The 23,622-nt window shown below is 55.6% G+C and carries 22 protein-coding genes; 8 read left to right on the forward strand and 14 right to left on the reverse strand.

Annotation, left to right across the window (positions count from 1 at the left end; genetic code table 11):
- Position 1: 1 nt before the first annotated feature.
- The 11 genes from rffA to trxA form a co-directional block, all read right to left on the reverse strand.
- Complete coding sequence (gene rffA / locus AC22LX_RS24000; RefSeq protein ID WP_045395563.1) at positions 2-1,132, reverse strand: dTDP-4-amino-4,6-dideoxygalactose transaminase; 1,131 nt, start codon at positions 1,130-1,132, stop codon at positions 2-4.
- Between the two features lie 4 nt (positions 1,133-1,136).
- On the reverse strand, positions 1,137-1,811 hold the full coding sequence (gene rffC / locus AC22LX_RS24005; protein WP_045395562.1) for a dTDP-4-amino-4,6-dideoxy-D-galactose acyltransferase: 675 nt from the start codon (positions 1,809-1,811) through the stop codon (positions 1,137-1,139).
- Entirely contained in the window at positions 1,789-2,670 is an 882-nt protein-coding gene (gene rfbA, locus AC22LX_RS24010) for a glucose-1-phosphate thymidylyltransferase RfbA (RefSeq protein WP_045395561.1), read from the reverse strand. Before rfbA ends, rffC begins: the two co-directional genes overlap by 23 nt.
- A gap of 18 nt (positions 2,671-2,688) precedes the next feature.
- Positions 2,689-3,756: a dTDP-glucose 4,6-dehydratase gene (rffG, locus tag AC22LX_RS24015; protein ID WP_047045685.1), complete on the reverse strand. Its 1,068-nt coding sequence runs from the start codon at positions 3,754-3,756 to the stop codon at positions 2,689-2,691.
- Positions 3,753-5,015, reverse strand: a complete 1,263-nt coding sequence (gene wecC / locus AC22LX_RS24020) for a UDP-N-acetyl-D-mannosamine dehydrogenase (RefSeq protein WP_487334254.1) — start codon at positions 5,013-5,015, stop codon at positions 3,753-3,755. Before wecC ends, rffG begins: the two co-directional genes overlap by 4 nt.
- On the reverse strand, positions 5,012-6,142 hold the full coding sequence (gene wecB, locus AC22LX_RS24025) for a non-hydrolyzing UDP-N-acetylglucosamine 2-epimerase (RefSeq protein ID WP_072048022.1): 1,131 nt from the start codon (positions 6,140-6,142) through the stop codon (positions 5,012-5,014). The genes wecC and wecB overlap by 4 nt, the downstream gene beginning before the upstream one ends.
- A 55-nt stretch (positions 6,143-6,197) precedes the next feature.
- Positions 6,198-7,244, reverse strand: coding sequence for an ECA polysaccharide chain length modulation protein (wzzE, locus tag AC22LX_RS24030; RefSeq protein WP_047045682.1), 1,047 nt, complete (start codon positions 7,242-7,244; stop codon positions 6,198-6,200).
- A 13-nt stretch (positions 7,245-7,257) separates the two neighbouring features.
- Entirely contained in the window at positions 7,258-8,361 is a 1,104-nt protein-coding gene (gene wecA / locus AC22LX_RS24035) for a UDP-N-acetylglucosamine--undecaprenyl-phosphate N-acetylglucosaminephosphotransferase (protein ID WP_015368885.1), read from the reverse strand.
- Positions 8,362-8,602: 241 nt separating this feature from the next.
- On the reverse strand, positions 8,603-9,862 hold the full coding sequence (gene rho / locus AC22LX_RS24040; RefSeq protein ID WP_002883293.1) for a transcription termination factor Rho: 1,260 nt from the start codon (positions 9,860-9,862) through the stop codon (positions 8,603-8,605).
- A gap of 86 nt (positions 9,863-9,948) precedes the next feature.
- Positions 9,949-10,050 carry a rho operon leader peptide gene (locus AC22LX_RS24045; protein ID WP_131631697.1) on the reverse strand — a complete coding sequence of 34 codons (102 nt, stop codon included), beginning with the start codon at positions 10,048-10,050 and terminating at the stop codon, positions 9,949-9,951.
- A gap of 143 nt (positions 10,051-10,193) precedes the next feature.
- On the reverse strand, positions 10,194-10,523 hold the full coding sequence (gene trxA / locus AC22LX_RS24050) for a thioredoxin TrxA (RefSeq protein WP_002883224.1): 330 nt from the start codon (positions 10,521-10,523) through the stop codon (positions 10,194-10,196).
- A 343-nt stretch (positions 10,524-10,866) separates the two neighbouring features.
- Between trxA and rhlB the strand changes: the two genes are divergently transcribed.
- The 5 genes from rhlB (at position 10,867) to AC22LX_RS24075 (ending at position 16,604) form a co-directional block, all read left to right on the forward strand.
- Positions 10,867-12,132, forward strand: coding sequence for an ATP-dependent RNA helicase RhlB (gene rhlB / locus AC22LX_RS24055; RefSeq protein ID WP_015368886.1), 1,266 nt, complete (start codon positions 10,867-10,869; stop codon positions 12,130-12,132).
- A gap of 115 nt (positions 12,133-12,247) precedes the next feature.
- The gene (gppA, locus tag AC22LX_RS24060; protein WP_162184081.1) at positions 12,248-13,753 is read left to right on the forward strand and encodes a guanosine-5'-triphosphate,3'-diphosphate diphosphatase; all 1,506 of its coding nucleotides are present in this window, start codon (positions 12,248-12,250) and stop codon (positions 13,751-13,753) included.
- Between the two features lie 19 nt (positions 13,754-13,772).
- Entirely contained in the window at positions 13,773-14,690 is a 918-nt protein-coding gene (locus AC22LX_RS24065; protein ID WP_049061391.1) for a LysR family transcriptional regulator, read from the forward strand.
- A 131-nt stretch (positions 14,691-14,821) separates the two neighbouring features.
- On the forward strand, positions 14,822-15,820 hold the full coding sequence (locus AC22LX_RS24070; protein ID WP_047045675.1) for an amidohydrolase family protein: 999 nt from the start codon (positions 14,822-14,824) through the stop codon (positions 15,818-15,820).
- Positions 15,821-15,881: 61 nt separating this feature from the next.
- The gene (locus tag AC22LX_RS24075; protein WP_047045672.1) at positions 15,882-16,604 is read left to right on the forward strand and encodes a DUF554 domain-containing protein; all 723 of its coding nucleotides are present in this window, start codon (positions 15,882-15,884) and stop codon (positions 16,602-16,604) included.
- 4 nt (positions 16,605-16,608) lie between these two features.
- Here the strand turns inward: AC22LX_RS24075 and rep are convergent, their stop codons facing one another.
- Complete coding sequence (gene rep / locus AC22LX_RS24080; protein WP_015368891.1) at positions 16,609-18,630, reverse strand: DNA helicase Rep; 2,022 nt, start codon at positions 18,628-18,630, stop codon at positions 16,609-16,611.
- 112 nt (positions 18,631-18,742) lie between these two features.
- On the opposite strand from rep, the gene ppiC (AC22LX_RS24085) reads away from it, so the two are divergent.
- Together ppiC (AC22LX_RS24085) and ppiC (AC22LX_RS24090) are read left to right on the forward strand one after the other, a co-directional pair.
- A complete protein-coding gene (gene ppiC, locus AC22LX_RS24085) occupies positions 18,743-19,024 on the forward strand; it encodes a peptidylprolyl isomerase PpiC (protein ID WP_032709514.1) in 282 nt (93 codons plus the stop codon).
- Positions 19,025-19,075: 51 nt separating this feature from the next.
- Complete coding sequence (gene ppiC / locus AC22LX_RS24090; RefSeq protein WP_002883180.1) at positions 19,076-19,357, forward strand: peptidylprolyl isomerase PpiC; 282 nt, start codon at positions 19,076-19,078, stop codon at positions 19,355-19,357.
- Between the two features lie 202 nt (positions 19,358-19,559).
- Here the strand turns inward: ppiC (AC22LX_RS24090) and ilvC are convergent, their stop codons facing one another.
- Positions 19,560-21,035 carry a ketol-acid reductoisomerase gene (ilvC, locus tag AC22LX_RS24095; protein ID WP_015703965.1) on the reverse strand — a complete coding sequence of 492 codons (1,476 nt, stop codon included), beginning with the start codon at positions 21,033-21,035 and terminating at the stop codon, positions 19,560-19,562.
- Positions 21,036-21,190: 155 nt separating this feature from the next.
- Between ilvC and ilvY the strand changes: the two genes are divergently transcribed.
- Positions 21,191-22,081, forward strand: a complete 891-nt coding sequence (gene ilvY, locus AC22LX_RS24100) for an HTH-type transcriptional activator IlvY (protein WP_015703964.1) — start codon at positions 21,191-21,193, stop codon at positions 22,079-22,081.
- Here the strand turns inward: ilvY and ilvA are convergent.
- On the reverse strand, positions 22,078-23,622 hold the full coding sequence (gene ilvA, locus AC22LX_RS24105; protein ID WP_015368895.1) for a threonine ammonia-lyase, biosynthetic: 1,545 nt from the start codon (positions 23,620-23,622) through the stop codon (positions 22,078-22,080). The two genes, ilvY and ilvA, sit on opposite strands and share 4 nt — an antisense overlap.

Genomic DNA, 23,622 nt, shown 5'->3' on the forward strand with positions numbered 1-23,622 from the left:
ATCAGGAGAAGTAGCTCAGCAGCGAGTTAATCACCGTCCGTTGGTTTACCGCAGACAGGTTGTAGAACAGCGGTAAACGCAACAGGCGTTCGCTCTCCTGGGTGGTATAACGATCTTCGCCGCAGAACTCGCCGAACTGTTCGCCAGCCGGGCAGCTATGGAGCGGAATATAGTGGAACACCGCCAGAATTTCTGCCTCTTTCAACCAGTTAATCAGCGCCGCGCGGTCATCGTTATCCCGCAGCTTAATGTAAAACATATGCGCGTTTTGCCCGCAATCCGCCGGCACCGCCGGCAGATCGATACGGCCCGCGCGCGCCAGCGGCAGCAGCGCGTCATAATAATTTTGCCACAGCATCAGGCGCTGCTGGTTAATCCGCTCAGCGGCTTCAAGCTGCGCCCAGAGATAGGCGGCCTGCAGATCGGACATCAAATAGCTGGAACCGATATCGCGCCAGGTGTACTTATCCACCAGACCGCGGAAGAACTGGCTACGGTTAGTGCCTTTTTCGCGAATGATCTCCGCGCGTTCCACCAATTTAGGATCGTTGATAAGCGTTGCGCCGCCTTCACCACCCGCGGTGTAGTTTTTCGTCTCATGGAAGCTAAAGCAACCGATATGGCCGATGGTGCCCAGCGCGCGGCCCTTATAGGTGGACATCACGCCCTGCGCGGCGTCTTCCACCACGTACAGGTTATATTTGGCGGCGAGCGCCATGATGGTGTCCATCTCACAGGCCACGCCCGCATAATGCACCGGCACGATCGCCCGGGTTTTATCGGTGATCGCCGCTTCTATCAACGACTCATCGATATTCATCGTATCGCGACGGATATCGACGAAGACGATTTTCGCCCCGCGCAGCACAAAGGCATTGGCGGTGGAAACAAAGGTATAGCTCGGCATGATGACTTCATCGCCCGGCTGAATATCCAGCAGCAGCGCCGCCATTTCCAGAGACGCGGTGCAGGATGGCGTCAGCAGCGCCTTCGCGGTGCCGAAGCGCTGTTCAAACCACTGCTGGCAGCGACGGGTAAAACCGCCGTCGCCGCAAAGCTTGCCGCTGTTCATCGCCGATTGCATGTAATCGAGCTCGGTTCCCACCACCGGCGGTGCGTTAAATGGAATCATCGTGTCACCTGTATAACCAGTACGCGGTGCTTTCCACATTCGCACCGCTGAGAATATAACGTTTAAGCGCGGCGGTGTTGCCCATTTGGGTCGCCACCCGCAGTGTAGAAAGCCCGCGTTGCGCCGCCCAGTGGCGCGCCGCCTGCATAAGCTCGGCGCCAGCGCCGCGCCCGGCCAACAGGCCGATACGCGCGTCGGTGTCATTGAGCTGACGCAAAGAAACAAATGCGCGTATGTCGCCATCGGACGCGCGAAATAACAGACACTGGTGATCAAAGGTTCCCAGTACCGCGTTTTCAATCCATTGCGCGTAGAAACGGCCGCTGGCGTCAGCGGCGTACCAGGGAGCGCGAAAACGGCTCATGGCAAAGGCCTGCGCCGCCAGTTCGCGCAGTCGCGCAATATCGCCTTCAACGGCCCATTCGGCGCCAGCATCAGCCGGCTCGCCTACCGGCAACGCCAGATCGACCTCGCCTTCCACCAGTTGAAAACCGATCTCCTGTAGCGCATCCAGCCGGGCGGTGTCGCTGGCGGCAACTTTCGCCTGCACTCGCGACCATCCCGCCAGGGCTTCAGCGGTGAGCAGCGGCGCGCGTTCGTCAAAGCGAACGATGCCGCTATTAACGGCGAAGAAGCGGTTTTCCCACTCCAGCGCTTCAATACTGGCGCGGGCGGGCACGGAGGAGATCCAGCAAGTATTGGCCATAGCCGGTTTTTTCCAGCCGCTTCGCGGCGCGTTTGACGCCGTCATCATCAAGCCAGCCGTTACGCCAGGCTATTTCTTCCAGACAGGCGATTTTAAAGCCCTGCCGCTTCTCTACCGTCTGCACAAACATGCTGGCTTCAATCAGGCTATCGTGCGTGCCGGTATCCAGCCACGCAAAGCCGCGCCCAAGCAGCTCGACGGTTAACGCGCCCTCCTCAAGATACATCTGGTTGATGGAGGTAATTTCCAGCTCGCCGCGCTCGGATGGTTTGACCCGTTTGGCGTATTCGGCCACTTTTCCATCGTAGAAATAAAGCCCGGTGACCGCCCAGTTCGACTTGGGTTGTTTCGGCTTTTCCTCCAGCGACAAGGCGCGGAAGTTGTCATCAAACTCCACTACGCCGAAGCGCTCAGGATCCATCACCTGATAGCCAAATACCGTCGCCCCTTCGGTGCGGGTTGCGACGCTACGCAGCTTAGGGCTAAAGCTCTGGCCAAAGAAGATATTATCGCCCAACACCAGGCACGCCGGTTCGCCGTTGAGAAACGCTTCCCCGATAATAAATGCCTGGGCTAAACCATCAGGCGTCGGCTGAACGGCATAATGCAATTGGATACCGAACTCGGAGCCATCGCCGAGCAGGCGTTGGAAATCGCGCTGATCTTCCGGCGTGGTGATGATAAGGATTTCACGGATCCCGGCCAGCATTAACACCGACAGCGGGTAGTAAATCATCGGCTTGTCGTAAATCGGCAGCAGCTGTTTCGACACGCCGCGCGTGATGGGATGCAGGCGCGTACCGGAACCGCCTGCCAGAATAATACCTTTCATCATGCCCTCCTGGGCCAGTTAGCCGTGCAGCCCAAGACGCTCGCCCTGATAGCTACCGTCCTGAACCTGCCGCCACCATGCCTCATTTGCCAGATACCACTGGACGGTCTTGCGCATGCCGGAAGTAAAGGTCTCATCCGGCGTCCAGCCCAGCTCGCGTGCAATCTTCGCCGCATCAATCGCATAACGCAGATCGTGGCCCGGCCGGTCAGCAACGAAGGTTATCAAATCGCGATAGTGCGCCACGCCCTGCGGCTTTTGCGGCGCCAGCTCTTCGAGCAATTCGCAAATGGTTTCCACCACCTCGATGTTTTTGCGCTCGTTATGGCCGCCGATATTGTAAGTTTCGCCCGGTTCGCCGCGGGTCGCCACCAGATACAGCGCTCTGGCGTGGTCTTCGACATACAGCCAGTCGCGAATTTGTTGGCCGTTACCGTAAACCGGTAGCGGTTTTCCCGCCAGCGCGTTGAGAATAATCAACGGGATCAGCTTCTCCGGGAAGTGATACGGGCCGTAGTTATTCGAGCAATTAGTGATAAGCGTCGGCAGGCCATAGGTACGCTGCCAGGCGCGTACCAGATGGTCGCTACTGGCTTTCGAGGCCGAATAGGGGCTGCTTGGCGCATAAGGCGTGGTCTCGGTAAAGAAATCATCGCTGCCGTGCAGATCGCCATACACTTCGTCCGTCGAGATATGATGGAAGCGAAACGCCGATTTTTGCTCCGCCGTCAGCGTATTCCACCAGCTGCGCGCGGCTTCCAGCAGCGTATAGGTACCGACGATATTGGTTTCGATGAACGCCGCCGGGCCATCGATGGAACGATCGACATGGCTTTCCGCCGCCAGATGCATCACCGTATCGGGTTGATGCTGGCGAAAGACGCGATCCAGCTCAGCCCGGTTACAGATATCCACCTGTTCAAAGGCAAAACGCGCATCCTGCGCCACCGGCGCCAGCGACATCAAATTGCCGGCGTAGGTCAGCTTATCCACGACCACGACGCGATCGGCGGTGTGCTGGATGATTTCACGCACTACCGCGGAGCCAATAAAGCCCGCGCCGCCGGTGACCAGAATCGTTCTCACCGCCACACTCCTTTGGTGTCGATGATATAGGCCTGAGCAACGCTATCGCCGCTAACGGCTTTAAACTCGTTGTGATCGACCAGCATCACCAGCACATCGGCGCTCGCCAGCGCGTCATCAAGTGTCGCCAGCGTACACAGGCCATCAAGTTTCTTCGGCAGCGCGTGAATGTTGGGCTCAACCACCTGCGTCGCGCCGCTGTGCCAGCGGGCGATCTGCGCGGCAATTTCCATCGCCGGGCTTTCACGTAGATCATCAATGTTAGGCTTAAAGGCCAGGCCGAAGCAGGCAATAGTCAGTTCGCTGGCGCGTTTATTGCTGGCATTCAGGCACTCGGCAACCTGTGCTTTCACCCGTTCGATAACCCATTCCGGCTTGCGGTCGTTTACCTCGCGCGCGGTGCGAATCAGACGCGCCTGCTGCGGGTTTTGCGCCACGATAAACCACGGATCGACGGCGATACAGTGGCCGCCGACGCCCGGACCCGGCTGCAGAATATTGACGCGCGGATGGCGGTTCGCCAGGCGGATCAGTTCCCAGACGTTGATCCCCTGATCGGCGCAAATCAGCGATAGTTCGTTAGCAAAGGCGATGTTGACGTCGCGGAAGCTGTTTTCCGTCAGCTTGCACATTTCCGCAGTGCGCGAGTTAGTCACTACGCATTCGCCTTCAAGGAAAATTTTATATAGCTCACTGGCGCGCGCCGAACAGACCGGCGACATACCGCCAATTACGCGGTCGTTTTTGATGAGTTCAACCATCACCTGCCCCGGCAGCACGCGCTCCGGACAGTAGGCGATATTAACGTCAGCCGCCTCGCCCACCTGCTGTGGGAAGCTGAGATCGGGGCGCATCGCCGCCAGCCACTCGGCCATCTGTTCGGTCGAACCGACCGGCGAAGTGGATTCCAGGATCACCAATGCCCCTTTCTTCAGGGTCGGCGCAATAGATTTAGCGGCGGATTCGACAAAGGCCATATCTGGCTCATGTCCGCCTTTAAACGGCGTCGGGACGGCAATCAGGTAGGCGTCAGACTCCACCGGCACGGTGGTGGCGCTTAAATATCCCTGTTCAACCGCCGTTTTTACGACGCTCGCTAAATCCGGCTCGACGATATGAATCTCACCACGGTTAATGGTCTCTACGGCGTGTTGATTGATGTCCACGCCAACCACCCGCCGTTGCCGGGACGCAAATGCGGCAGCGGTTGGCAGACCAATGTATCCAAGGCCAATCACTGAAATGGTAGAAAAACTCATAGCGTTACCTGATTATTTTTAAGGGCGGATAAAATACGATCGCATGCCTGTCCATCGCCGTAAGGATTATGGGCCCGGCTCATCGCCTGCCAGGCGGCATCATCCTGCAGCAGCCGGGTGACTTCATCAACGATACGCTGTCTGTCGGTGCCGACCAGCCGCACGGTGCCGGCGGCGACCGCCTCCGGACGTTCCGTCATTTCGCGCATCACCAGTACCGGTTTACCCAGCGACGGCGCCTCTTCCTGAATCCCGCCGGAATCGGTCAGAATCAGCCACGCGCGATTCATCAGCCAGACGAACGGCAGGTAATCCTGCGGTTCAATTAATTTCACGTTGGCGACATGGCCGAGAATACGGTTAACCGGTTCACTGACATTCGGGTTCAGGTGAACCGGGTAAACAATCTGCACATCAGGATGATGGCTGGCGATATCCGCCAGCGCATGGCAAATGTGCTCGAAGCCGAGACCAAAGCTCTCGCGACGGTGGCCGGTCACCAGAATTAATTTCTTATCCGCTTCGAGGAACGGGTAGCGCTGCATCAGTTCATTGCGCAGCGCCTCATCGCCAAGGACACGATCGCGAACCCAAAACAGCGCATCGATCACCGTATTACCGGTGACGGTAATACGTTCTGCGTCAATATTTTCCCGCAGCAGGTTATCGCGCGAGGTGGCGGTCGGGGCGAAATGGTACATCGCCAGGCGCCCGGTCAGCGTGCGGTTGCCCTCTTCCGGCCACGGCGAGTTCAGATCGCCGGTACGCAGGCCCGCTTCTACGTGGCCCACCGGGATACGCTGATAAAACGCCGCCAGACTGGCCGCCATCGTCGTCGTGGTATCGCCATGTACCAGCACCACGTCCGGCTTAAACGACTCCAGTACCGGCTTTAAACCTTGCAGAATACGGCAGGTAATCTCGGTTAATCCCTGCCCCGGCTGCATAATGTTCAGATCGTAGTCCGGCGTAATCGAAAACAGTTTCAACACCTGATCGAGCATCTCCCGATGCTGCGCGGTTACGCAAACCTTTGCCTCAAAATGAGGATCCTTTGCCAGCGCATGGACCAGCGGCGCCATCTTGATGGCTTCTGGTCTCGTGCCAAATACAGTTAGTACTTTCACATCGATTCTCTTCGATTAGGTGATGATGGCGCGGAGCCTTCATCACAGGCCCCATTCACTGGACACGACGACGTGCTAACGCCACGCCTGCGCCGATGAGCGCGCCCACAATCCCCCACATGATCATCAGAAATACGCGCCGCGGGCTATCGCGTTTTACAGGTTCTTCCGGCGTACGCAAATATCTGTAAGTCTGAAAACGTGGATCCAGCGTCGGGCCAACGTTTAGCGTGTTCAGCATGGCGCGGTTCTGGTCATAGTCGAGATCGTATTCCGGCCCTACGGCCTGCAGATTTTCGAGGCGCGCCTGCAACATCGGCCGGCCCAGTAAGAAGAGTTCGGAGGCCGGCAGCTGCTCCGCTGGAACATCGGTCTCGCTGCGTGAAATGTTATGCTGCTGGGCGATTTTCAACGCCTGCTCGACGCTCTGCACGCGGCGGTTGTAGATCTCGCTCGCCACCTCTTCCTGACGCTTCACCTGCGCTTTCATCTGTACGGTACGCGCCGCCCAGGCGCCCTTCAGCTCATCATTAAGATGACCGGCGGCACGCTGACTGGCGAAAGCGACGTACTGACGCAGCAGATTATTGGCATCTGGCGCGGTCTCCGCCGTCAGCTTGATGCTGTCATTGACGCTTTTCAGCGGGTCGCCCGGGATAAACTGAATATCGTTAATCAGATCGTCAAGCATCGCGGCATCCGCGCGCGCGTTGCCTGACTGACGCTGCTTGTAGTAGTCGGTCTGCAGCCAGAAGTCACGGCGGGTATCCCATGACGCCTGTTGCATAATAAACTCTTTGTATGCCTCATCCATGGCGGAAGGTTGGTCTACCGAAGCCAGATCGGCTTTGATATCCAGGTTACGCAAGAACTGCTGTTGCGAATAGTATCCACCCAGCATATTGACGGTCGGCCGGTCGGTAATTGCCGTCGCGCTCCACTCCTGGCGAGCAAAAAAGGAATAAATAAGAACGATCAGCGCGAATAGCACGGCGATGCCGACTATCCAGCCTTTTCCTGCCCATAAGGCGCGAAACAGCCCGCGAATATCCAGTTCGTTCTCAACGTTCACTGCTTGTGCTCCCGGTAATGGTTGAGTCATCACGTCCCCAGTTTTACTTGGTTAAATTTGGATTATTGCCGCTGTGTCGCCGAATTCTGCGTCTAATGCGCTTAACCAGACGCGCCACTTTCCATGCGCGCTTAATGCAGTAGCCATAAAGTAAAAAAGCAAACAAAAAGAGTATTAACATCACCCATTCAGGAACAATACGGGTGTATTCCGCCACTACGCCGACCAGCGCCAATAAAGCGGCAGCCAGCGTAATCAGGACAAAGGCCTGCCGGGAAGTAAACCCGGCACGCATGATCAAATGATGGATATGCTGACGGTCTGGCGAGAATGGGCTCATCCCCTTTCTCAGGCGGCGATACATAATCGCCACCATATCCATCAATGGAATCGCAATAATCCACAGCGCCGTCACCGGGCTGATGGGATGCGTTTTGCCCTGCGTCGTTTCCAGCAGGATCCAGATAATGGTGAAGCCAATCATGGTGCTGCCGGCATCACCCATAAACACTTTATAGCGACGTCCAAGCGCGCCGAGATTAAGTAAAATATAGGGCAGAATGGCGGCAATCATCGCAAAACACCACATTGCCAGGCTGTACTGGCCGTCAAACCACAGGATGATGCCGGTTGCGGCAAAGGAGACGGACGATAACCCGCCGAGCAGTCCGTCAATGCCATCTACCATATTGAAGGCGTTGATTGCCGCCCAAACGGCGAAAAGGGTGAGGAAAAAACCAAAGGGGCCGAGGACTAACTCCCACGAACCGAAAATATAGCCGAGACTGCTGAGATGCAGATTACCCGCCGTCATCATGATAACGGCTATCGCGGCCTGAATAACCGCACGAATTTTTACGCTGATATCAAATCGGTCATCTAATGCGCCGACCAACACCAGCACGCCCGCGCAGGCCAGATACAGCGTGGCATGAGGGATATAATAATCGGCAATCGCAAAGGTAAAACAAATACCGGCATAAACTGAGATACCACCAACTAACGGAATCAAACCTTGATGCCGTTTCCGATAGTTTGGCTTATCCACTAACCCAATTTTTTTCGCTGCTTTACGGGCAACAAATATAAAGAGGGTCGTGAATAAGAAAACACTGATTAATTCAGTAATAGCAGTGAGTAAATTCACAACACATGTGCTCTCAGCATAGTTAATCCGGGGAGTATAACGATGATGTCTCCACTCCTGAAGGGGAAAAGCAGAACATTACAAATTTATTGTATATATTTTAGACTGTTAAAGTCCTTTCTGCCTTACCCGCCGCGCATATCATACGGCAACGCTAGCGGCGCTTTTCCCGCCTGGATCATACAAAGCTACAAAACAAAACGCCACGCAATCGCGTGGCGTTTTTTCGGCGTATTCCGTCTTACGAACGCTTCATCATATCGAAGAAGTCGTCGTTAGTTTTGGTCATCGCCAGCTTATTAATGAGGAACTCCATTGCGTCGATTTCACCCATTGGATGGATGATTTTGCGCAGGATCCACATTTTCTGCAGCTCTTCCTGGGTGGTCAGCAGCTCTTCTTTACGGGTACCGGAACGGTTGTAGTCGATAGCCGGGAAGACGCGTTTTTCCGCAATCTTACGGGAGAGGTGCAGTTCCATGTTACCGGTGCCTTTGAACTCTTCGTAGATAACTTCATCCATTTTAGAGCCGGTATCGATAAGCGCGGTAGCGATGATGGTCAGGCTGCCGCCCTCTTCCACGTTACGCGCCGCACCGAAGAAGCGCTTCGGACGATGCAGGGCGTTGGCGTCCACACCACCGGTCAGTACTTTACCGGAAGCCGGAACCACGGTGTTGTAGGCACGGGCCAGACGGGTGATGGAGTCGAGCAGGATGATAACGTCTTTTTTGTGCTCAACCAGACGTTTCGCTTTCTCGATAACCATTTCGGCAACCTGCACGTGGCGAGATGCGGGTTCGTCAAAGGTAGAAGCAACAACTTCGCCTTTAACCAGACGCTGCATCTCGGTTACTTCTTCCGGACGTTCGTCGATAAGCAACACCATCAGCACGCAGTCAGGATGGTTGTACGCGATGCTCTGCGCGATGTTCTGCAGCAGCATGGTTTTACCGGCTTTCGGCGGCGCGACGATCAGGCCACGCTGGCCGCGACCAATCGGCGATGCCAGATCCAGTACGCGAGCGGTTAAGTCTTCGGTAGAACCATTACCACGCTCCATACGCAGGCGCGAATTCGCGTGCAGCGGCGTTAAGTTCTCGAACAGAATCTTATTACGCGCGTTTTCCGGCTTGTCGTAGTTAACTTCGTTAACTTTCAGCAGCGCGAAGTAACGTTCACCCTCTTTAGGAGGACGAATCTTACCGGAAATGGTGTCACCAGTGCGGAGGTTGAAGCGGCGGATTTGGCTGGGGGATACGTAGATGTCGTCTGGACCGGCGAGGTAGGAGCTGTCTGCTGAGCGGAGGAATCCAAATCCATCCTGCAGTATCTCCAGTACGCCATCGCCAAAGATATCTTCGCCACTCTTTGAATGCTGCTTAAGGATGGCAAAAATAATATCCTGCTTACGCATACGAGCCAGGTTTTCCAGCCCCATATTTTCGCCGAGAGTAATCAGCTCAGAAACCGGCGTATTCTTTAATTCGGTAAGATTCATAGTGGTGTGGGTTCTTAAACTCGGGGTAAATCTCGAACTTAATGTTGTGAATGGTATGGCAGGAACATCCATGCCTGTTAGCGGCTTCATCTCGTGTCTGTACGTTGCCTGGTCACAGGAAAGAACGCAGAACTGAAACGACAAGACGGAATGAGTGATAAGCCCAGAATTATTAGCCTCACGCGCATAGTCTGCGGGACGCTTTGGGTAAAACAAGATTCAAACAATAGGTATGTTTAAAACGAAGTCTGGAATTAACTTAGCACGACTCAGGCCGGGCGTCCAGAGTTCCACAAAAAATAGGAATCCGGACGCCGGAATGGCAAACCGATTACGCCAGGTTGGCGTCGAGGAACTCTTTCAGTTGGCCTTTGGACAGCGCGCCGACTTTGGTCGCCGCGACTTCGCCGTTCTTGAACAGCAGCAGCGTCGGGATGCCGCGGATGCCGTACTTCGGCGCCGTGCCCGGGTTCTGATCGATGTTCAGTTTAGCCACGGTCAGTTTGCCTTGATACTCTTCAGCGATCTCATCCAGAATCGGGGCGATCATTTTGCACGGACCACACCACTCTGCCCAGAAATCGACGAGGGTCAGCCCGTCAGCCTTGAGTACGTCCGTGTCAAAACTGTCGTCAGTCAGGTGAATAATTTTATCGCTCATATATAACTCCACAGGAATAAGCCTGGTGTGTTGGTGTCGCAGTCATCAACGACGTGTTGATGCTACGTTATGCACGCTATTCTTCAGGATGCCTCTTTTATAAGCTACCTGCGGAAATGGATCCACCATGGACCACCACCGCCGATGCTTAAGCGCACTGTCTGCAAATCTACCTGCGGCAGATTTACCGCCCCCGTTGCGCTTAGTAGTCTAAGCTTTCCGGGATCCGTTCAGTAGCCGGAGACGCACCTTGAATAATTTCGTATATCGCCAACGAAAGGTTGACGTTATTTCACCGGATACGCTTTCTTAATGCAATAGTTAGCTGATATTCTACCACACTATGAGCAAAACACATTTGACAGAACAGAAGTTTTCCGACTTCGCCCTGCACCCGGCAGTTGTCGAAGCCCTTGAAAAAAAAGGGTTTCATAATTGCACACCCATTCAGGCTCTCGCCCTTCCGCTAACGCTGGAAGGTCGCGATGTCGCCGGGCAGGCGCAAACCGGTACCGGTAAAACGATGGCGTTTCTGACGTCAACGTTTCATTATCTTCTCTCTCACCCGGCCATCGCAGACCGCCAGGTTAACCAACCGCGCGCGCTGATCATGGCGCCGACGCGCGAGCTGGCGGTGCAGATTCACGCAGACGCCGAACCGCTGGCGCAGGCAACGGGCCTGAAACTGGGCCTGGCTTATGGCGGCGACGGCTACGATAAACAGCTGAAAGTGCTGGAAAGCGGCGTCGATATTCTGATCGGCACCACCGGTCGCCTGATCGATTACGCCAAACAAAACCATATTAACCTCGGCGCCATTCAGGTTGTCGTGCTGGACGAAGCCGATCGCATGTACGATCTCGGCTTTATTAAAGATATCCGCTGGCTATTCCGCCGCATGCCGCCAGCCACTCAGCGCCTGAACATGCTGTTCTCCGCTACGCTGTCTTATCGCGTACGCGAACTGGCGTTCGAACAGATGAACAACGCCGAGTACGTTGAAGTCGAACCGGAACAGAAAACCGGCCACCGTATTAAAGAAGAGCTGTTCTACCCTTCCAACGACGAAAAAATGCGCCTGCTGCAGACGCTGCTGGAAGAAGAGTGGCCCGACCGCGCTATCGTTTTCGCCAACACCAAGCATCGCTGCGAAGATATCTGGGGCCATCTGGCCGCAGACGGACATCGCGTCGGCCTGCTGACCGGCGACGTAGCGCAGAAAAAACGCCTGCGTATTCTCGAAGAGTTCACCCGCGGCGATCTCGATATTCTGGTTGCAACCGACGTAGCCGCTCGCGGCCTGCATATCCCAGCCGTCACCCATGTCTTTAACTATGACCTGCCGGATGACTGCGAAGACTATGTCCACCGTATCGGCCGTACCGGCCGCGCGGGCGCCAGCGGGCATTCTATTAGCCTGGCCTGCGAAGAGTACGCGCTGAACCTGCCGGCAATCGAAACCTATATCGGCCATTCGATCCCAGTCAGCAAGTACAATCCGGACGCGCTCATGACCGACTTACCTAAGCCGTTGCGTTTGACGCGCACCCGCCCAGGTAATGGCCCGCGCCGTAACGGCCCGCCACGTAATCGTCGTCGTTCAGGTTAACATCTATGCCATACGCGAAATCTTTCAGGATGCGCCATGGAGATAATCCCAGGCAATGCGTTCAGGTAAGTGGAATGGGCAACGACGCCCAGTCGACACAGGAGCGGCCTGAAAGATGAAGAGTATGAGTTCCACCTCGCTGTATGCCGCCATCGACCTTGGCTCCAATAGTTTTCATATGTTGGTGGTGCGCGAGGTGGCCGGCAGTATTCAAACGCTGAGCCGCATTAAGCGCAAGGTGCGTCTGGCCGCTGGCCTGAATAGCGATAATGCGCTCTCCGCGGAAGCGATGGAGCGCGGCTGGCAGTGCTTACGCCTGTTTGCCGAGCGTTTGCAGGATATTCCTTCAGCGCAAATTCGCGTCGTGGCTACCGCCACCCTGCGGCTGGCGGTCAACGCCGGCGAGTTTCTGGCGAAAGCGCAGGAAATCCTCGGTTGCCCCGTCCAGGTGATTAGCGGTGAAGAAGAAGCCCGCCTGATCTACCAGGGTGTAGCCCATACCACCGGCGGCGCCGATCAGCGCCTGGTGGTGGATATCGGCGGCGCCAGCACCGAACTGGTGACCGGCACCGGCGCGCAAACCACTTCTCTGTTCAGCCTGTCGATGGGCTGCGTCACCTGGCTTGAACGCTACTTCGCCGACCGTAGCCTGACTAAAGAAAACTTCGATCTCGCTGAAGCGGCGGCGCGCGATGTGCTGCGTCCGATCGCTGATGTCCTGCGCTACCACGGCTGGAAAGTGTGCGTTGGCGCCTCAGGCACCGTGCAGGCGTTGCAGGAAATCATGATGGCGCAGGGAATGGATGAACGCATCACCCTCAGCAAACTGCAGCAGCTTAGGCAGCGCGCTATCCAGTGCGGTCGGCTTGAAGAGCTGGAAATCGAAGGGCTGACGCTCGAACGCGCACTGGTTTTTCCGAGCGGCCTGGCCATTCTGATTGCTATCTTTAGCGAACTGAATATTCAGTGCATGACGCTGGCAGGCGGCGCATTACGCGAAGGGCTGGTCTACGGCATGCTGCACCTTTCCGTCGATCAGGATATTCGTAGCCGCACGCTGCGTAATATTCAGCGACGTTTTATGATCGATACCGAGCAGGCGCAACGGGTAGCGAATCTGGCCACCCATCTGGTGGATCAACTGGACAGCGGCTGGGAGCTGGATCCGCTAAGCCGCGATTTACTCGTCAGCGCCTGCGCGCTGCATGAAATTGGCCTGAGCGTCGATTTCAAACGCGCGCCGCAGCACGCCGCCTATCTGGTCAATAACCTCGACCTGCCCGGTTTTACCCCGGCGCAAAAGAAGCTCATCGCCACGCTGCTGCTCAACCAGACTAACGCCATCGATCTTTCTTCGCTCCATCAGCAAAACGCGGTACCGCCGCGCGTTGCCGAACATCTGTGTCGCCTGCTGCGACTGGCGATTCTGTTTGCCAGCCGCCGGCGCGACGATCTCCTGCCAACCATCCAGCTTACCGCCGACGACGAAAAACTGACGCTGACGCTGCCGGATGACTGGCTGGAAGAACACCCGCTGGGCCGGGAAATGGTCGAGCAAGAGTGCCAGTGGCAAAGTTATGTCCACTGGGCGCTGCTGCTCGACGACGACGCGGCGAGGTAATTTCCGGCCAGGAGGGCGCATGCGGGAAGAACTGGATTTCAAATCACTACGCTTTTTCTCCGCGCTCTACCGATTGGGGAATGTCTCTCCGGCGGCGGAAGCGCTCGATATCAGCCAGCCAACCGGTAGCCTGCTGCTAAAAAAGCTACGCGAGCACTTTGACGACCCGCTGTTTGTGCGCGTTGGTCAACGAATGGCGCCAACGCCGCGCGCGGACGCTATCGCCCCCACCATTTTTACTCTTTTGCAACTGGCCGATACCGATCTGGCGGCTAAGCCGGAATTTATCCCACAAGAGAGCAACCGTAACTTCACCATCGGCATGACCGATATCAGCCAGATGACGCTTCTTCCTTTGCTGCAAAGCCAGCTCCAGCGGCTGGACGCCAGCGGCATCACCTTTACGGTGCTGAATATTGACGATCAGACGCTTAGCGCGCTGGAATCCGGGAAATGTGATTTGGCGATCGGCTATCTTACCCAACTGCCGGATAGCGTCTATCAGCAGCATCTGTTCGATCAGTCGTATGTTTGTCTGGCAGCGGACAATCACCCGCGCATTCGTCATCGGTTCAGCGCCGAAGACTGGCGTCAGGAAAAGCATCTTGCGGTTCGCGTCAACGGCACCGCCCACGGTGATATTGATAAACTGCTCGCGGAACACAGTATGCCGCGGCGCATCGCATTGACGCTGCCCAGCTTTTTAGGCGCGGGCGAGCTGGTCGCCGGCAGCGAGATGCTGGCGGTGGTGCCAGAACAGCTGGCGCGCCATATCACCAGACGTTACCCCTGCCGCAGCTGGCCACTGCCTTTCTCACTGGCTAACATCGCGATTCGCCAGGTCTGGCACCAGCGCCTGCACCGCGATCCCGGGCATATCTGGCTGCGCACGCAGATTGTAGCCCTTGCCGCCTCAGGTGGTTCTATTAACATTTAAATCATCAAAGAATCGGCTGTATTAGTATTCCTGATACGCCGTATTCTATTTGGTTTATTGCTGTCAATACGTCAAACATTTTAATCTCCTCGCATCAGTTCATATCGACAGAATAAATAGAGGAACCTATCATGCGCGGAAAAATCGCTTTAGAAGAACATGTATCCACTCCTGAAAATAATCGTTTGTGGGATTCGACCGGCGAAGCTAATCGTAACGGTAGCGAATATATGCAAGACGTTGAACGCCGTCTGCTTGACCGCAGCATTCAGCTCGAAGAGATGGCGCAACGTAATATTGACCACGTCATTCTTTCTCTGACTTCGCCCGGCGCGCAATCTATTTTAGATAAAGCTAAAGCGGTCTCTTTCGCTCGCGACACTAATGATTTTATTGTTGATAATTATGTAAAACCGAATCCAGATAAATTTAGCGCGTTCGCCACGCTGGCGTTACAAAACCCGGAAGCAGCGGCGGAAGAGCTGGAGCGCGCGGTGAAAAAACTGGGCATGAAAGGCGCGCTGATTAACGGCTATACCAACGTCAAAGACAGCGAACATGGCCTGTATCTTGATGATGAATCCATGTTGGTATTCTGGGATAAAGTCAACGAGCTAAACGTGCCGGTGTACCTGCATCCGCGTGAACCGCTGGAAGGCCCAGCGCGCGGGATTTATACCGGTTACGAAAGCCTGATCGGTTCCGCCTGGGGCTTTGCGCAGGAAACCGCCGTTCACGCTATTCGCCTGATGATGAGCGGCCTGTTCGACCGTTATCCGAATCTTAACCTGGTGCTGGGACACCTCGGTGAAGGGCTGGTACACATGCTGCCGCGCACTCAGCATCGCCTCTATCGTCAGCGTTTCGGCTGCGGTTTGGGTAAGGCGGAAAAACCGTTAATGCACTACCTGCAAAATAACTTTATTGTCACCACCAGCGGTCATTTTAATACTCACTCGCTAAATAATGCGATTGAAGTAATGGGTGCCGATCGCGTGATGTTCTCCGTAGATTACCCTTATGAAGATATTCATCAGGCCTGCGACTGGTTTGATCCGTTAGAAATGGATGCGGGGCTGAAAGATAAAATAGCCTGGGGCAATGCCAGCCGCGTATTTAATATCAAATAATAAAAAATAAATCGACAGGGCCTGTTCTCAGGCCCTGATTTTATTACAGGGAGAATATACTATGCCGGTAGGTATTTTTGTTTGCAGCGGTTCATTACTCGTCGGCGCGATTGCAGGCGCCTCACTCAACCGATTTATCCCGGATCACTTTAAGAAAACGCTACCGCTTATTTCCGGTTTAATCTCTATCAGTATGGGCGTGTTCTTCCTTAACAAACTCATCAATCTGCCACCCATTGCGCTGGCGATGATTATCGGCACTATTATTGGCGGCCTGTTGAATATTGAGAAGTGGATTGAGCGGGCGGGCACCAAACTACGCACGCCCATCGAGCGTATTTTTCCAGCTCAAAACAACGCAGGCGTAGAAGCTGGGGATTTTATGAACCAGTTTATCGCGGTGCTGATCCTCTTCTGCGCCAGCGGTACCGGTATTTTTGGCGCCCTAACCGAAGGGATGACCGGCGACCCGACCATTCTGCTGACCAAGTCGATACTCGACTTTTTCACCGCCGCTATTTTCGCGTCCACGCTGGGCTACATTATCACCGCGATTTTTATTCCCCAGTTGATCATCTTCGTGATTCTGTTCTTCGCCGCCACGTTTATTATGACGTTGATAAGCCCATCGATGATCGCTGATTTTACTGCTTGCGGCGGAATTATTATGCTGGCGACCGGTTTTCGGCTTTGCGGTATGCGCCATTTCCCTACCGCCAACATGCTACCGTCACTGCTGCTGGTGATGCCATTTTCCACCGCCTGGCAGCAGTTTGTCGCCTGAAGCGTTAGCCCTTTTTCGCCTTCGCCAGCATCGCCTTGATATTCGCGACGTTGGCCTGGCCTTTATGCATGCGTTCTTCCGCAGAGATGACTTTTCGCTCCTGCTCCCAAATCAGATCGTCTTGCGGGAGCTCGAGCAGGAAACGGCTCGGTTCCGGGCGCACCAGCTCGCCATACTGTCGGCGCTCTTTGCACAACGTGAAAGTCAGTTCTTTCTGGGCGCGAGTGATACCGACGTAGGCCAGCCGCCGTTCTTCATCGACGTTATCTTCATCAATACTGCTCTGATGCGGCAGCAATCCCTCTTCCATTCCCACCAGGTATACATACGGGAACTCCAGCCCTTTTGAGGCATGCAGGGTCATCAACTGCACCTGATCCAGCTCTTCATCCGATTCGCCGCGTTCCATCATATCGCGCAGGGTAAAGCGGGTAACCACCTGCGTCAGCGTCATCGGCTCGTCTATCTCACTGCCTTCCAGCATCTCGGTCATCCAGGTGAACAGCTGGTTGACGTTTTTCATCCGCATTTCCGCGGCTTTCGGGCTCGGCGAGGTTTCATATAGCCAGGACTCATAATCAATCCCGCGAATTAAATCCCGCACGGCATTGACCGGTTCACGCTCGGCCAGTTGCTGAATTTCCCGCAGCCAATGGGTGAAACGAGTGAGAGATTCATACCCGCGCCCGGTCAGCGTCTGGCTTAACCCCATATCAAAGCTGGCGGTGAATAAGCCTTTGTTACGGCTCATCGCCCATTCGCCCAGCTTTTGCAAGGTCGCCGGGCCAATCTCGCGTTTCGGCGTATTGACGATGCGCAGGAAGGCGCTGTCGTCGTCCGGGTTGGTAAGTACGCGCAGATAGGCCAGCAAATCTTTAATTTCCGGGCGCGAAAAGAACGACGTGCCGCCCGAGATTTTGTACGGGATGCGGTTTTGCATCAGCATCTTTTCAAAAACCCGCGACTGGTGATTACCGCGATAAAGGATGGCGTAATCTTTGTAGTTGGTTTTATTAATAAAGTGATGGGCTATCAGTTCGCCAGCGACGCGCTCCGCTTCATGATCTTCGTTATTGGCGGAGAGCACTTTCAGCTCGGTGCCGTAGCCAAGTTCAGAGAACAGCCGCTTTTCAAAGACGTGTGGGTTATTGGCGATCAAAATATTGGCGGCCTTCAGAATACGCCCTGATGAACGGTAGTTCTGTTCAAGCTTGATCACCTGCAGCGCCGGAAAATCCTGGCTTAGCAGCACCAGGTTCTGCGGCCGCGCGCCGCGCCATGAGTAGATCGACTGGTCATCATCACCCACCACGGTAAAGCGCGCGCGCTGCCCCACCAGCAGCTTCACCAGCTCATACTGGCTGGTGTTGGTATCCTGATACTCATCCACCAGCAGGTAACGGATCTTATTCTGCCAGCGCTCGCGCACCTCTTCATTACGCTGCAGCAGCAGCGTCGGCAGCAGGATCAGGTCGTCAAAATCGAGGACGTTGCAGGCCTTCATATGCGCATCATAGAGCCCATAGCAGTGGGCGAAGATGCGGTCCCGTTCGCCTTTCGCGCCAGCCGCCGCCTGCGCCGGCGTTTTCAGATCGTTTTTCCAGTTGGAGATCGTCGAGATCAGCTGCTGCAACACCACTTTGTCATCTTCGATCAACCCTTCGGTGAGTTCTTTCAGCAGCGCGACCTGGTCGGTATCATCGAACAAAGAAAAGTTGGATTTCATTCCCAGCGCGGCGTATTCGCGTTTGATGATATCCAGCCCCAGGGTGTGGAAGGTGGAAATCATCAGCCCGCGCGCCTCTTTGCGCCCCAGCGTTTGCCCGACGCGCTCTTTCATTTCGCGCGCGGCCTTGTTAGTAAAGGTGACGGCCGCGATATGGCGCGCCTGATAGCCGCAGCCGCGGATCAGGTGGGCGATTTTATTCGTAATAACGCGGGTCTTACCGGAACCGGCGCCCGCCAGCACCAGGCACGGTCCGGTAACGAATTCGACGGCTTGTTGTTGGCCAGGGTTTAAACGCATGGGAATATTGCTCAATCTTCGAACGGGGTGTGGATTGTAGCAGAAAGCGAGGCCGAGATTTACCGGCTGATGGTAAAGTGTCAGCCACGCAATTCATCCTGAGGCTCCGGTAATGGCAAAAAGCGCAGCGGCCCTGCATATTCTGGTCAAAGAAGAAAAACTGGCACACGAGATCCTCGCCAAGTTGGAACGGGGCGTCAGCTTCGATCATCTGGCGAAGCGCTACTCAAAATGTCCGTCCGGACGCCATGGCGGCGATTTGGGGGAGTTCCAGCAGGGCGCGATGGTCGCTCCGTTTGATAAAGCCGTGTTCAGCTGTCCGCTGCTCAAACCCTATGGCCCGGTACAAACCAAATTTGGCTACCATATCATCAAGGTGCTGTATCGCCGCTAACGCGTGTTACTATGGCGCCCTGATTTATCCCAACTCAATCAAGGCGCAATCATGGCTAAAACAGCGGCAGCACTGCATATCCTGGTAAAAGAAGAGAAACTGGCTCTCGATCTGCTTGAGCAGCTCAAAAACGGCGCCGACTTCGGCAAGCTGGCAAAAAAACACTCTATCTGCCCGTCAGGAAAACGCGGCGGCGATCTGGGCGAATTCCGCCAGGGCCAGATGGTTCCGGCATTCGATAAAGTGGTTTTCTCCTGCCCGGAACTGGAGCCAACCGGCCCGCTGCATACCCAGTTCGGTTACCACATCATCAAAGTGCTGTACCGGAAATAATAAAAAACCCGGGGATCTTAATCTCCGGGTTTTTGCATGATGGCGCTTCGCTTATCAGGCCTACTAAACAAATCCATTCCTCTATGGATTTCGGCTTGCCGGAAGGCGGCAAGGAAGTACATCCCCAGGAACATAGATTCCTATGTGACTGGGGTGTACGTACCGTAGCCAACGCATCGGCAAGTCGAAAGACGACGAGGAATCAGCCGGCAACCGCGATACGCTTCATATCGGTCATATACCCGCGCAGTTTTTTACCCACCGCTTCGATAGCGTGGCTGCGAATCGCTTCGTTCACGTCGCGCAGCTGAGCGTTATCTACCGCGCCTTCGGCAATCGCTTTGCCCAGGTCGCCGGTCTGCAGAGTGGTCATGAACTCTTTCAGCAGCGGTACGCATGCATAAGAGAACAGATAGTTACCGTATTCTGCGGTATCGGAGATAACCACGTTCATTTCATACAGACGCTTACGGGCGATTGTGTTGGCGATAAGCGGCAGCTCGTGCAGCGATTCGTAATAAGCGGACTCTTCGATGATGCCGGAATCAACCATGGTTTCGAAGGCCAGTTCAACGCCCGCTTTCACCATTGCAATCATCAGTACGCCTTTATCGAAGTACTCCTGCTCGCCGATTTTACCTTCATACTGCGGCGCGGTTTCGAACGCGGTTTTACCGGTCTCTTCACGCCAGGTCAGCAGTTTTTTGTCGTCGTTCGCCCAGTCAGCCATCATGCCGGAAGAGAATTCGCCGGAGATGATGTCATCCATATGTTTCTGGAACAGCGGCGCCATGATCTCTTTCAGCTGTTCTGACAGCGCGTAAGCACGCAGTTTCGCCGGATTAGACAGGCGATCCATCATCAGGGTGATGCCGCCTTGCTTCAGCGCTTCGGTGATGGTTTCCCAACCGAACTGAATCAGTTTTTCCGCGTAGGCCGGATCGGTACCTTCAGCCACCAGCTTGTCGAAGCACAGCAGAGAACCCGCCTGCAGCATACCGCAGAGGATGGTCTGCTCGCCCATCAGGTCAGATTTTACTTCCGCCACGAAGGAGGATTCCAGAACGCCCGCACGATGGCCGCCGGTCGCCGCTGCCCAGGCTTTAGCAATGGCCATACCTTCGCCTTTCGGATCGTTTTCCGGGTGTACGGCGATAAGCGTCGGCACGCCGAAACCGCGTTTGTACTCTTCACGAACTTCGGTACCCGGGCACTTAGGCGCCACCATCACCACGGTGATGTCTTTGCGGATCTGCTCGCCCACTTCAACGATGTTGAAGCCGTGGGAGTAACCCAACGCCGCGCCGTCTTTCATCAGCGGCTGTACGGAACGCACAACGTCAGAGTGCTGTTTGTCCGGAGTCAGGTTGACGACCAGGTCAGCCTGCGGGATCAGCTCTTCATAGGTACCCACTTTGAAGCCGTTTTCGGTCGCTTTACGCCAGGATGCGCGCTTCTCGGCGATCGCTTCTTTACGCAGCGCATAGGAGATATCCAGGCCGGAGTCACGCATGTTCAGACCCTGGTTCAAGCCCTGCGCGCCACAGCCGACGATGACTACTTTTTTACCCTGAAGATAGCTTGCGCCATCGGCAAATTCATCGCGCCCCATAAAGCGGCATTTGCCCAGCTGAGCCAGCTGCTGGCGCAGATTCAGTGTGTTGAAGTAGTTAGCCATGGTGATACCTCGTGATGTTGTGTTGTCGTGCTTATTGTTCGGTTCGCGTTTTGCGAGAATGAACCCACTATATGACAGGAATTTCGTTGCGAAAATTGATATATTCACAACATCACATTGCAATAACTGCAACGTTATTCTCAGGGGATTGAGCCATGGATTTACGCGATCTGAAAACCTTTCTGCATCTGGCGGAAAGCCGCCATTTTGGCCGTAGCGCGCGGGCTATGCATGTCAGTCCCTCCACGCTTTCGCGGCAGATTCAACGCCTGGAAGAGGACCTCGGCCAGCCGCTGTTCGTTCGCGATAATCGCACCGTGACCCTAACCGAGGCCGGCGAAGAACTCCGCACCTTTGCCCAGCAGACTTTATTGCAGTATCAGCAACTGCGCCACGCCATCGACCAGCAGGGGCCGTCACTCTCCGGCGAGCTACATATTTTCTGCTCCGTGACCGCCGCATACAGCCATCTGCCACCGATTCTCGACCGCTTTCGCGCCGCGCATCCTTCGGTAGAGATAAAGTTATCGACCGGCGACGCCGCTGATGCGATGGAAAAAGTGGTCACTGGAGAAGCCGATCTGGCCATTGCCGGTAAGCCGGAGACGCTGCCGGGCTCGGTGGCGTTTTCGATGCTGGAAAATCTTGCGGTGGTGCTGATCGCCCCGGCGTTACCCTGCCCGGTGCGCAATCAGGTCACGGTCGAGCATCCCGACTGGGCAACGGTGCCGTTTATCATGGCCGATCAGGGGCCGGTGCGCCGCCGCATCGAGCTGTGGTTCCGCCGCCATAAAATCAGCAATCCATCCATTTACGCCACCGTCGGCGGCCATGAAGCCATGGTATCTATGGTCGCCCTCGGCTGCGGCGTGGCGCTACTGCCGGAAGTCGTGCTGGAAAACAGCCCCGAGCCGGTACGTAATCGCGTGATGATCCTCGATCGCAGCGATGAGAAAACGCCATTTGAGCTGGGCGTCTGCGCACAAAAAAAGCGGCTGTACGAGCCGCTTATTGATGCGTTCTGGAAAATACTGCCTAACCACTAGCCCGCGAGGAAAAAGCGGAACGCCGGGTTATGGGTTTCGTCATGACACTCGTAGCCCAGTTCATTAAGACGGGTTTCGAAGTCCGGCTCATGCTCGCCAAGCTCGAACGCCGCCAGAACGCGGCCAAAATCGGTGCCGTGGCTGCGATAGTGGAACAACGAAATATTCCAGTGGGTGCCCAGGGTGTGCAGAAACTTGAGCAGCGCGCCAGGCGATTCCGGGAACTCGAAGCTAAACAGGCGCTCCTGCAGCGGTTTAGACGGTCGTCCGCCGACCATATAGCGCACGTGCAGTTTCGCCATTTCGTCATCGGAAAGATCGACCACGCTGTAGCCGCCTTCGCTTAGCAGATCGAGGATCTCTTTGCGCTCATCCAACCCGCGGCTCAGCCGCACGCCAACGAAAATACAGGCATCTTTGGCATCGGCAAAACGGTAGTTGAACTCGGTAACTGAACGGCCGCCCAGTAGCTGACAGAACTTAAGGAAGCTGCCTTTCTCTTCTGGTATCGTCACCGCCAGCAGCGCTTCGCGCTGCTCCCCGAGCTCGCAACGCTCAGAAACGTAGCGCAGTCCGTGGAAGTTGACGTTGGCGCCGGACAGGATGTGAGCCAGACGCTCACCGCGGATGTTATGCTGGGCGATATACTTTTTCATCCCCGCCAGCGCCAGCGCGCCGGAGGGCTCCGCTACCGCCCGCACATCTTCGAACAGATCTTTCATCGCCGCACAGATAGCATCGCTATCAACGGTGATGATGTCGTCCAGATACTCCTGGCATACACGGAACGTTTCATCGCCGATGCGCTTCACCGCCACGCCTTCAGCGAACAAACCGACGCGCGGCAGATCCACCGGGTGACCGGCATCCAGCGCCGCTTTCAGACACGCCGAGTCTTCCGCTTCCACCGCTATCACTTTAATCTGCGGCATCAGCTGCTTGATCAGCACCGCCACGCCTGCCGCCAGACCGCCGCCGCCAACCGGGACGAATACGCGGTCAATGTGGGCATCCTGCTGCAGCAGCTCCAGCGCCAGCGTTCCCTGACCGGCGATAACCATCGGGTGATCGAACGGCGGCACCCAGGTAAAACCCTGCTGCTGCGCCAGCTCGATCGCGCGGGCTTTCGCTTCGTCAAAGTTGGCGCCGTGCAGTAACACTTCGCCGCCAAAGCCGCGAACGGCATCGACTTTGATATCGGCGGTCGCTACCGGCATCACGATCAGCGCCTTAACACCCAGCCGGGAAGCGGAAAACGCCACGCCCTGCGCATGATTACCCGCCGAAGCGGTGATCACGCCATTTGATTTTTGTTCCGCCGTCAGGCCGGACATCATCGCGTAGGCGCCGCGCAGCTTAAAGCTATGCACCGGCTGGCGGTCTTCGCGTTTCACCAGGATAACGTTATCGAGACGCGAAGAGAGCTTGTCCATTTTTTGCAGCGGGGTTTTCTGCACCGCTTCATAAACCGGCGCGCGCAGTACCGCCCGGAGATACTCCGCCCCCTCAGGGGCGGCGGATAGGGGTTGCGACTCGGCCAT

Source organism: Klebsiella sp. PK01, assembly GCF_057624675.1.

Excerpts from the sequence above, each read along its gene's own strand:
- rffA (WP_045395563.1), bottom strand. The coding sequence starts at position 1,132 with ATGATTCCATTTAACGCACCGCCGGTGGTGGGAACCGAGCTCGATTAC.
- rfbA (WP_045395561.1), bottom strand. The coding sequence starts at position 2,670 with ATGAAAGGTATTATTCTGGCAGGCGGTTCCGGTACGCGCCTGCATCCC.
- wecC (WP_487334254.1), bottom strand. The coding sequence starts at position 5,015 with ATGAGTTTTTCTACCATTTCAGTGATTGGCCTTGGATACATTGGTCTG.
- wzzE (WP_047045682.1), bottom strand. The coding sequence starts at position 7,244 with ATGACTCAACCATTACCGGGAGCACAAGCAGTGAACGTTGAGAACGAA.
- rho (WP_002883293.1), bottom strand. The coding sequence starts at position 9,862 with ATGAATCTTACCGAATTAAAGAATACGCCGGTTTCTGAGCTGATTACT.
- AC22LX_RS24045 (WP_131631697.1), bottom strand. The coding sequence starts at position 10,050 with ATGCGCGTGAGGCTAATAATTCTGGGCTTATCACTCATTCCGTCTTGT.
- trxA (WP_002883224.1), bottom strand. The coding sequence starts at position 10,523 with ATGAGCGATAAAATTATTCACCTGACTGACGACAGTTTTGACACGGAC.
- rhlB (WP_015368886.1), top strand. The coding sequence starts at position 10,867 with ATGAGCAAAACACATTTGACAGAACAGAAGTTTTCCGACTTCGCCCTG.
- gppA (WP_162184081.1), top strand. The coding sequence starts at position 12,248 with ATGAAGAGTATGAGTTCCACCTCGCTGTATGCCGCCATCGACCTTGGC.
- AC22LX_RS24065 (WP_049061391.1), top strand. The coding sequence starts at position 13,773 with ATGCGGGAAGAACTGGATTTCAAATCACTACGCTTTTTCTCCGCGCTC.
- AC22LX_RS24070 (WP_047045675.1), top strand. The coding sequence starts at position 14,822 with ATGCGCGGAAAAATCGCTTTAGAAGAACATGTATCCACTCCTGAAAAT.
- AC22LX_RS24075 (WP_047045672.1), top strand. The coding sequence starts at position 15,882 with ATGCCGGTAGGTATTTTTGTTTGCAGCGGTTCATTACTCGTCGGCGCG.
- rep (WP_015368891.1), bottom strand. The coding sequence starts at position 18,630 with ATGCGTTTAAACCCTGGCCAACAACAAGCCGTCGAATTCGTTACCGGA.
- ppiC (WP_032709514.1), top strand. The coding sequence starts at position 18,743 with ATGGCAAAAAGCGCAGCGGCCCTGCATATTCTGGTCAAAGAAGAAAAA.
- ppiC (WP_002883180.1), top strand. The coding sequence starts at position 19,076 with ATGGCTAAAACAGCGGCAGCACTGCATATCCTGGTAAAAGAAGAGAAA.
- ilvC (WP_015703965.1), bottom strand. The coding sequence starts at position 21,035 with ATGGCTAACTACTTCAACACACTGAATCTGCGCCAGCAGCTGGCTCAG.
- ilvY (WP_015703964.1), top strand. The coding sequence starts at position 21,191 with ATGGATTTACGCGATCTGAAAACCTTTCTGCATCTGGCGGAAAGCCGC.
- ilvA (WP_015368895.1), bottom strand. The coding sequence starts at position 23,622 with ATGGCCGAGTCGCAACCCCTATCCGCCGCCCCTGAGGGGGCGGAGTAT.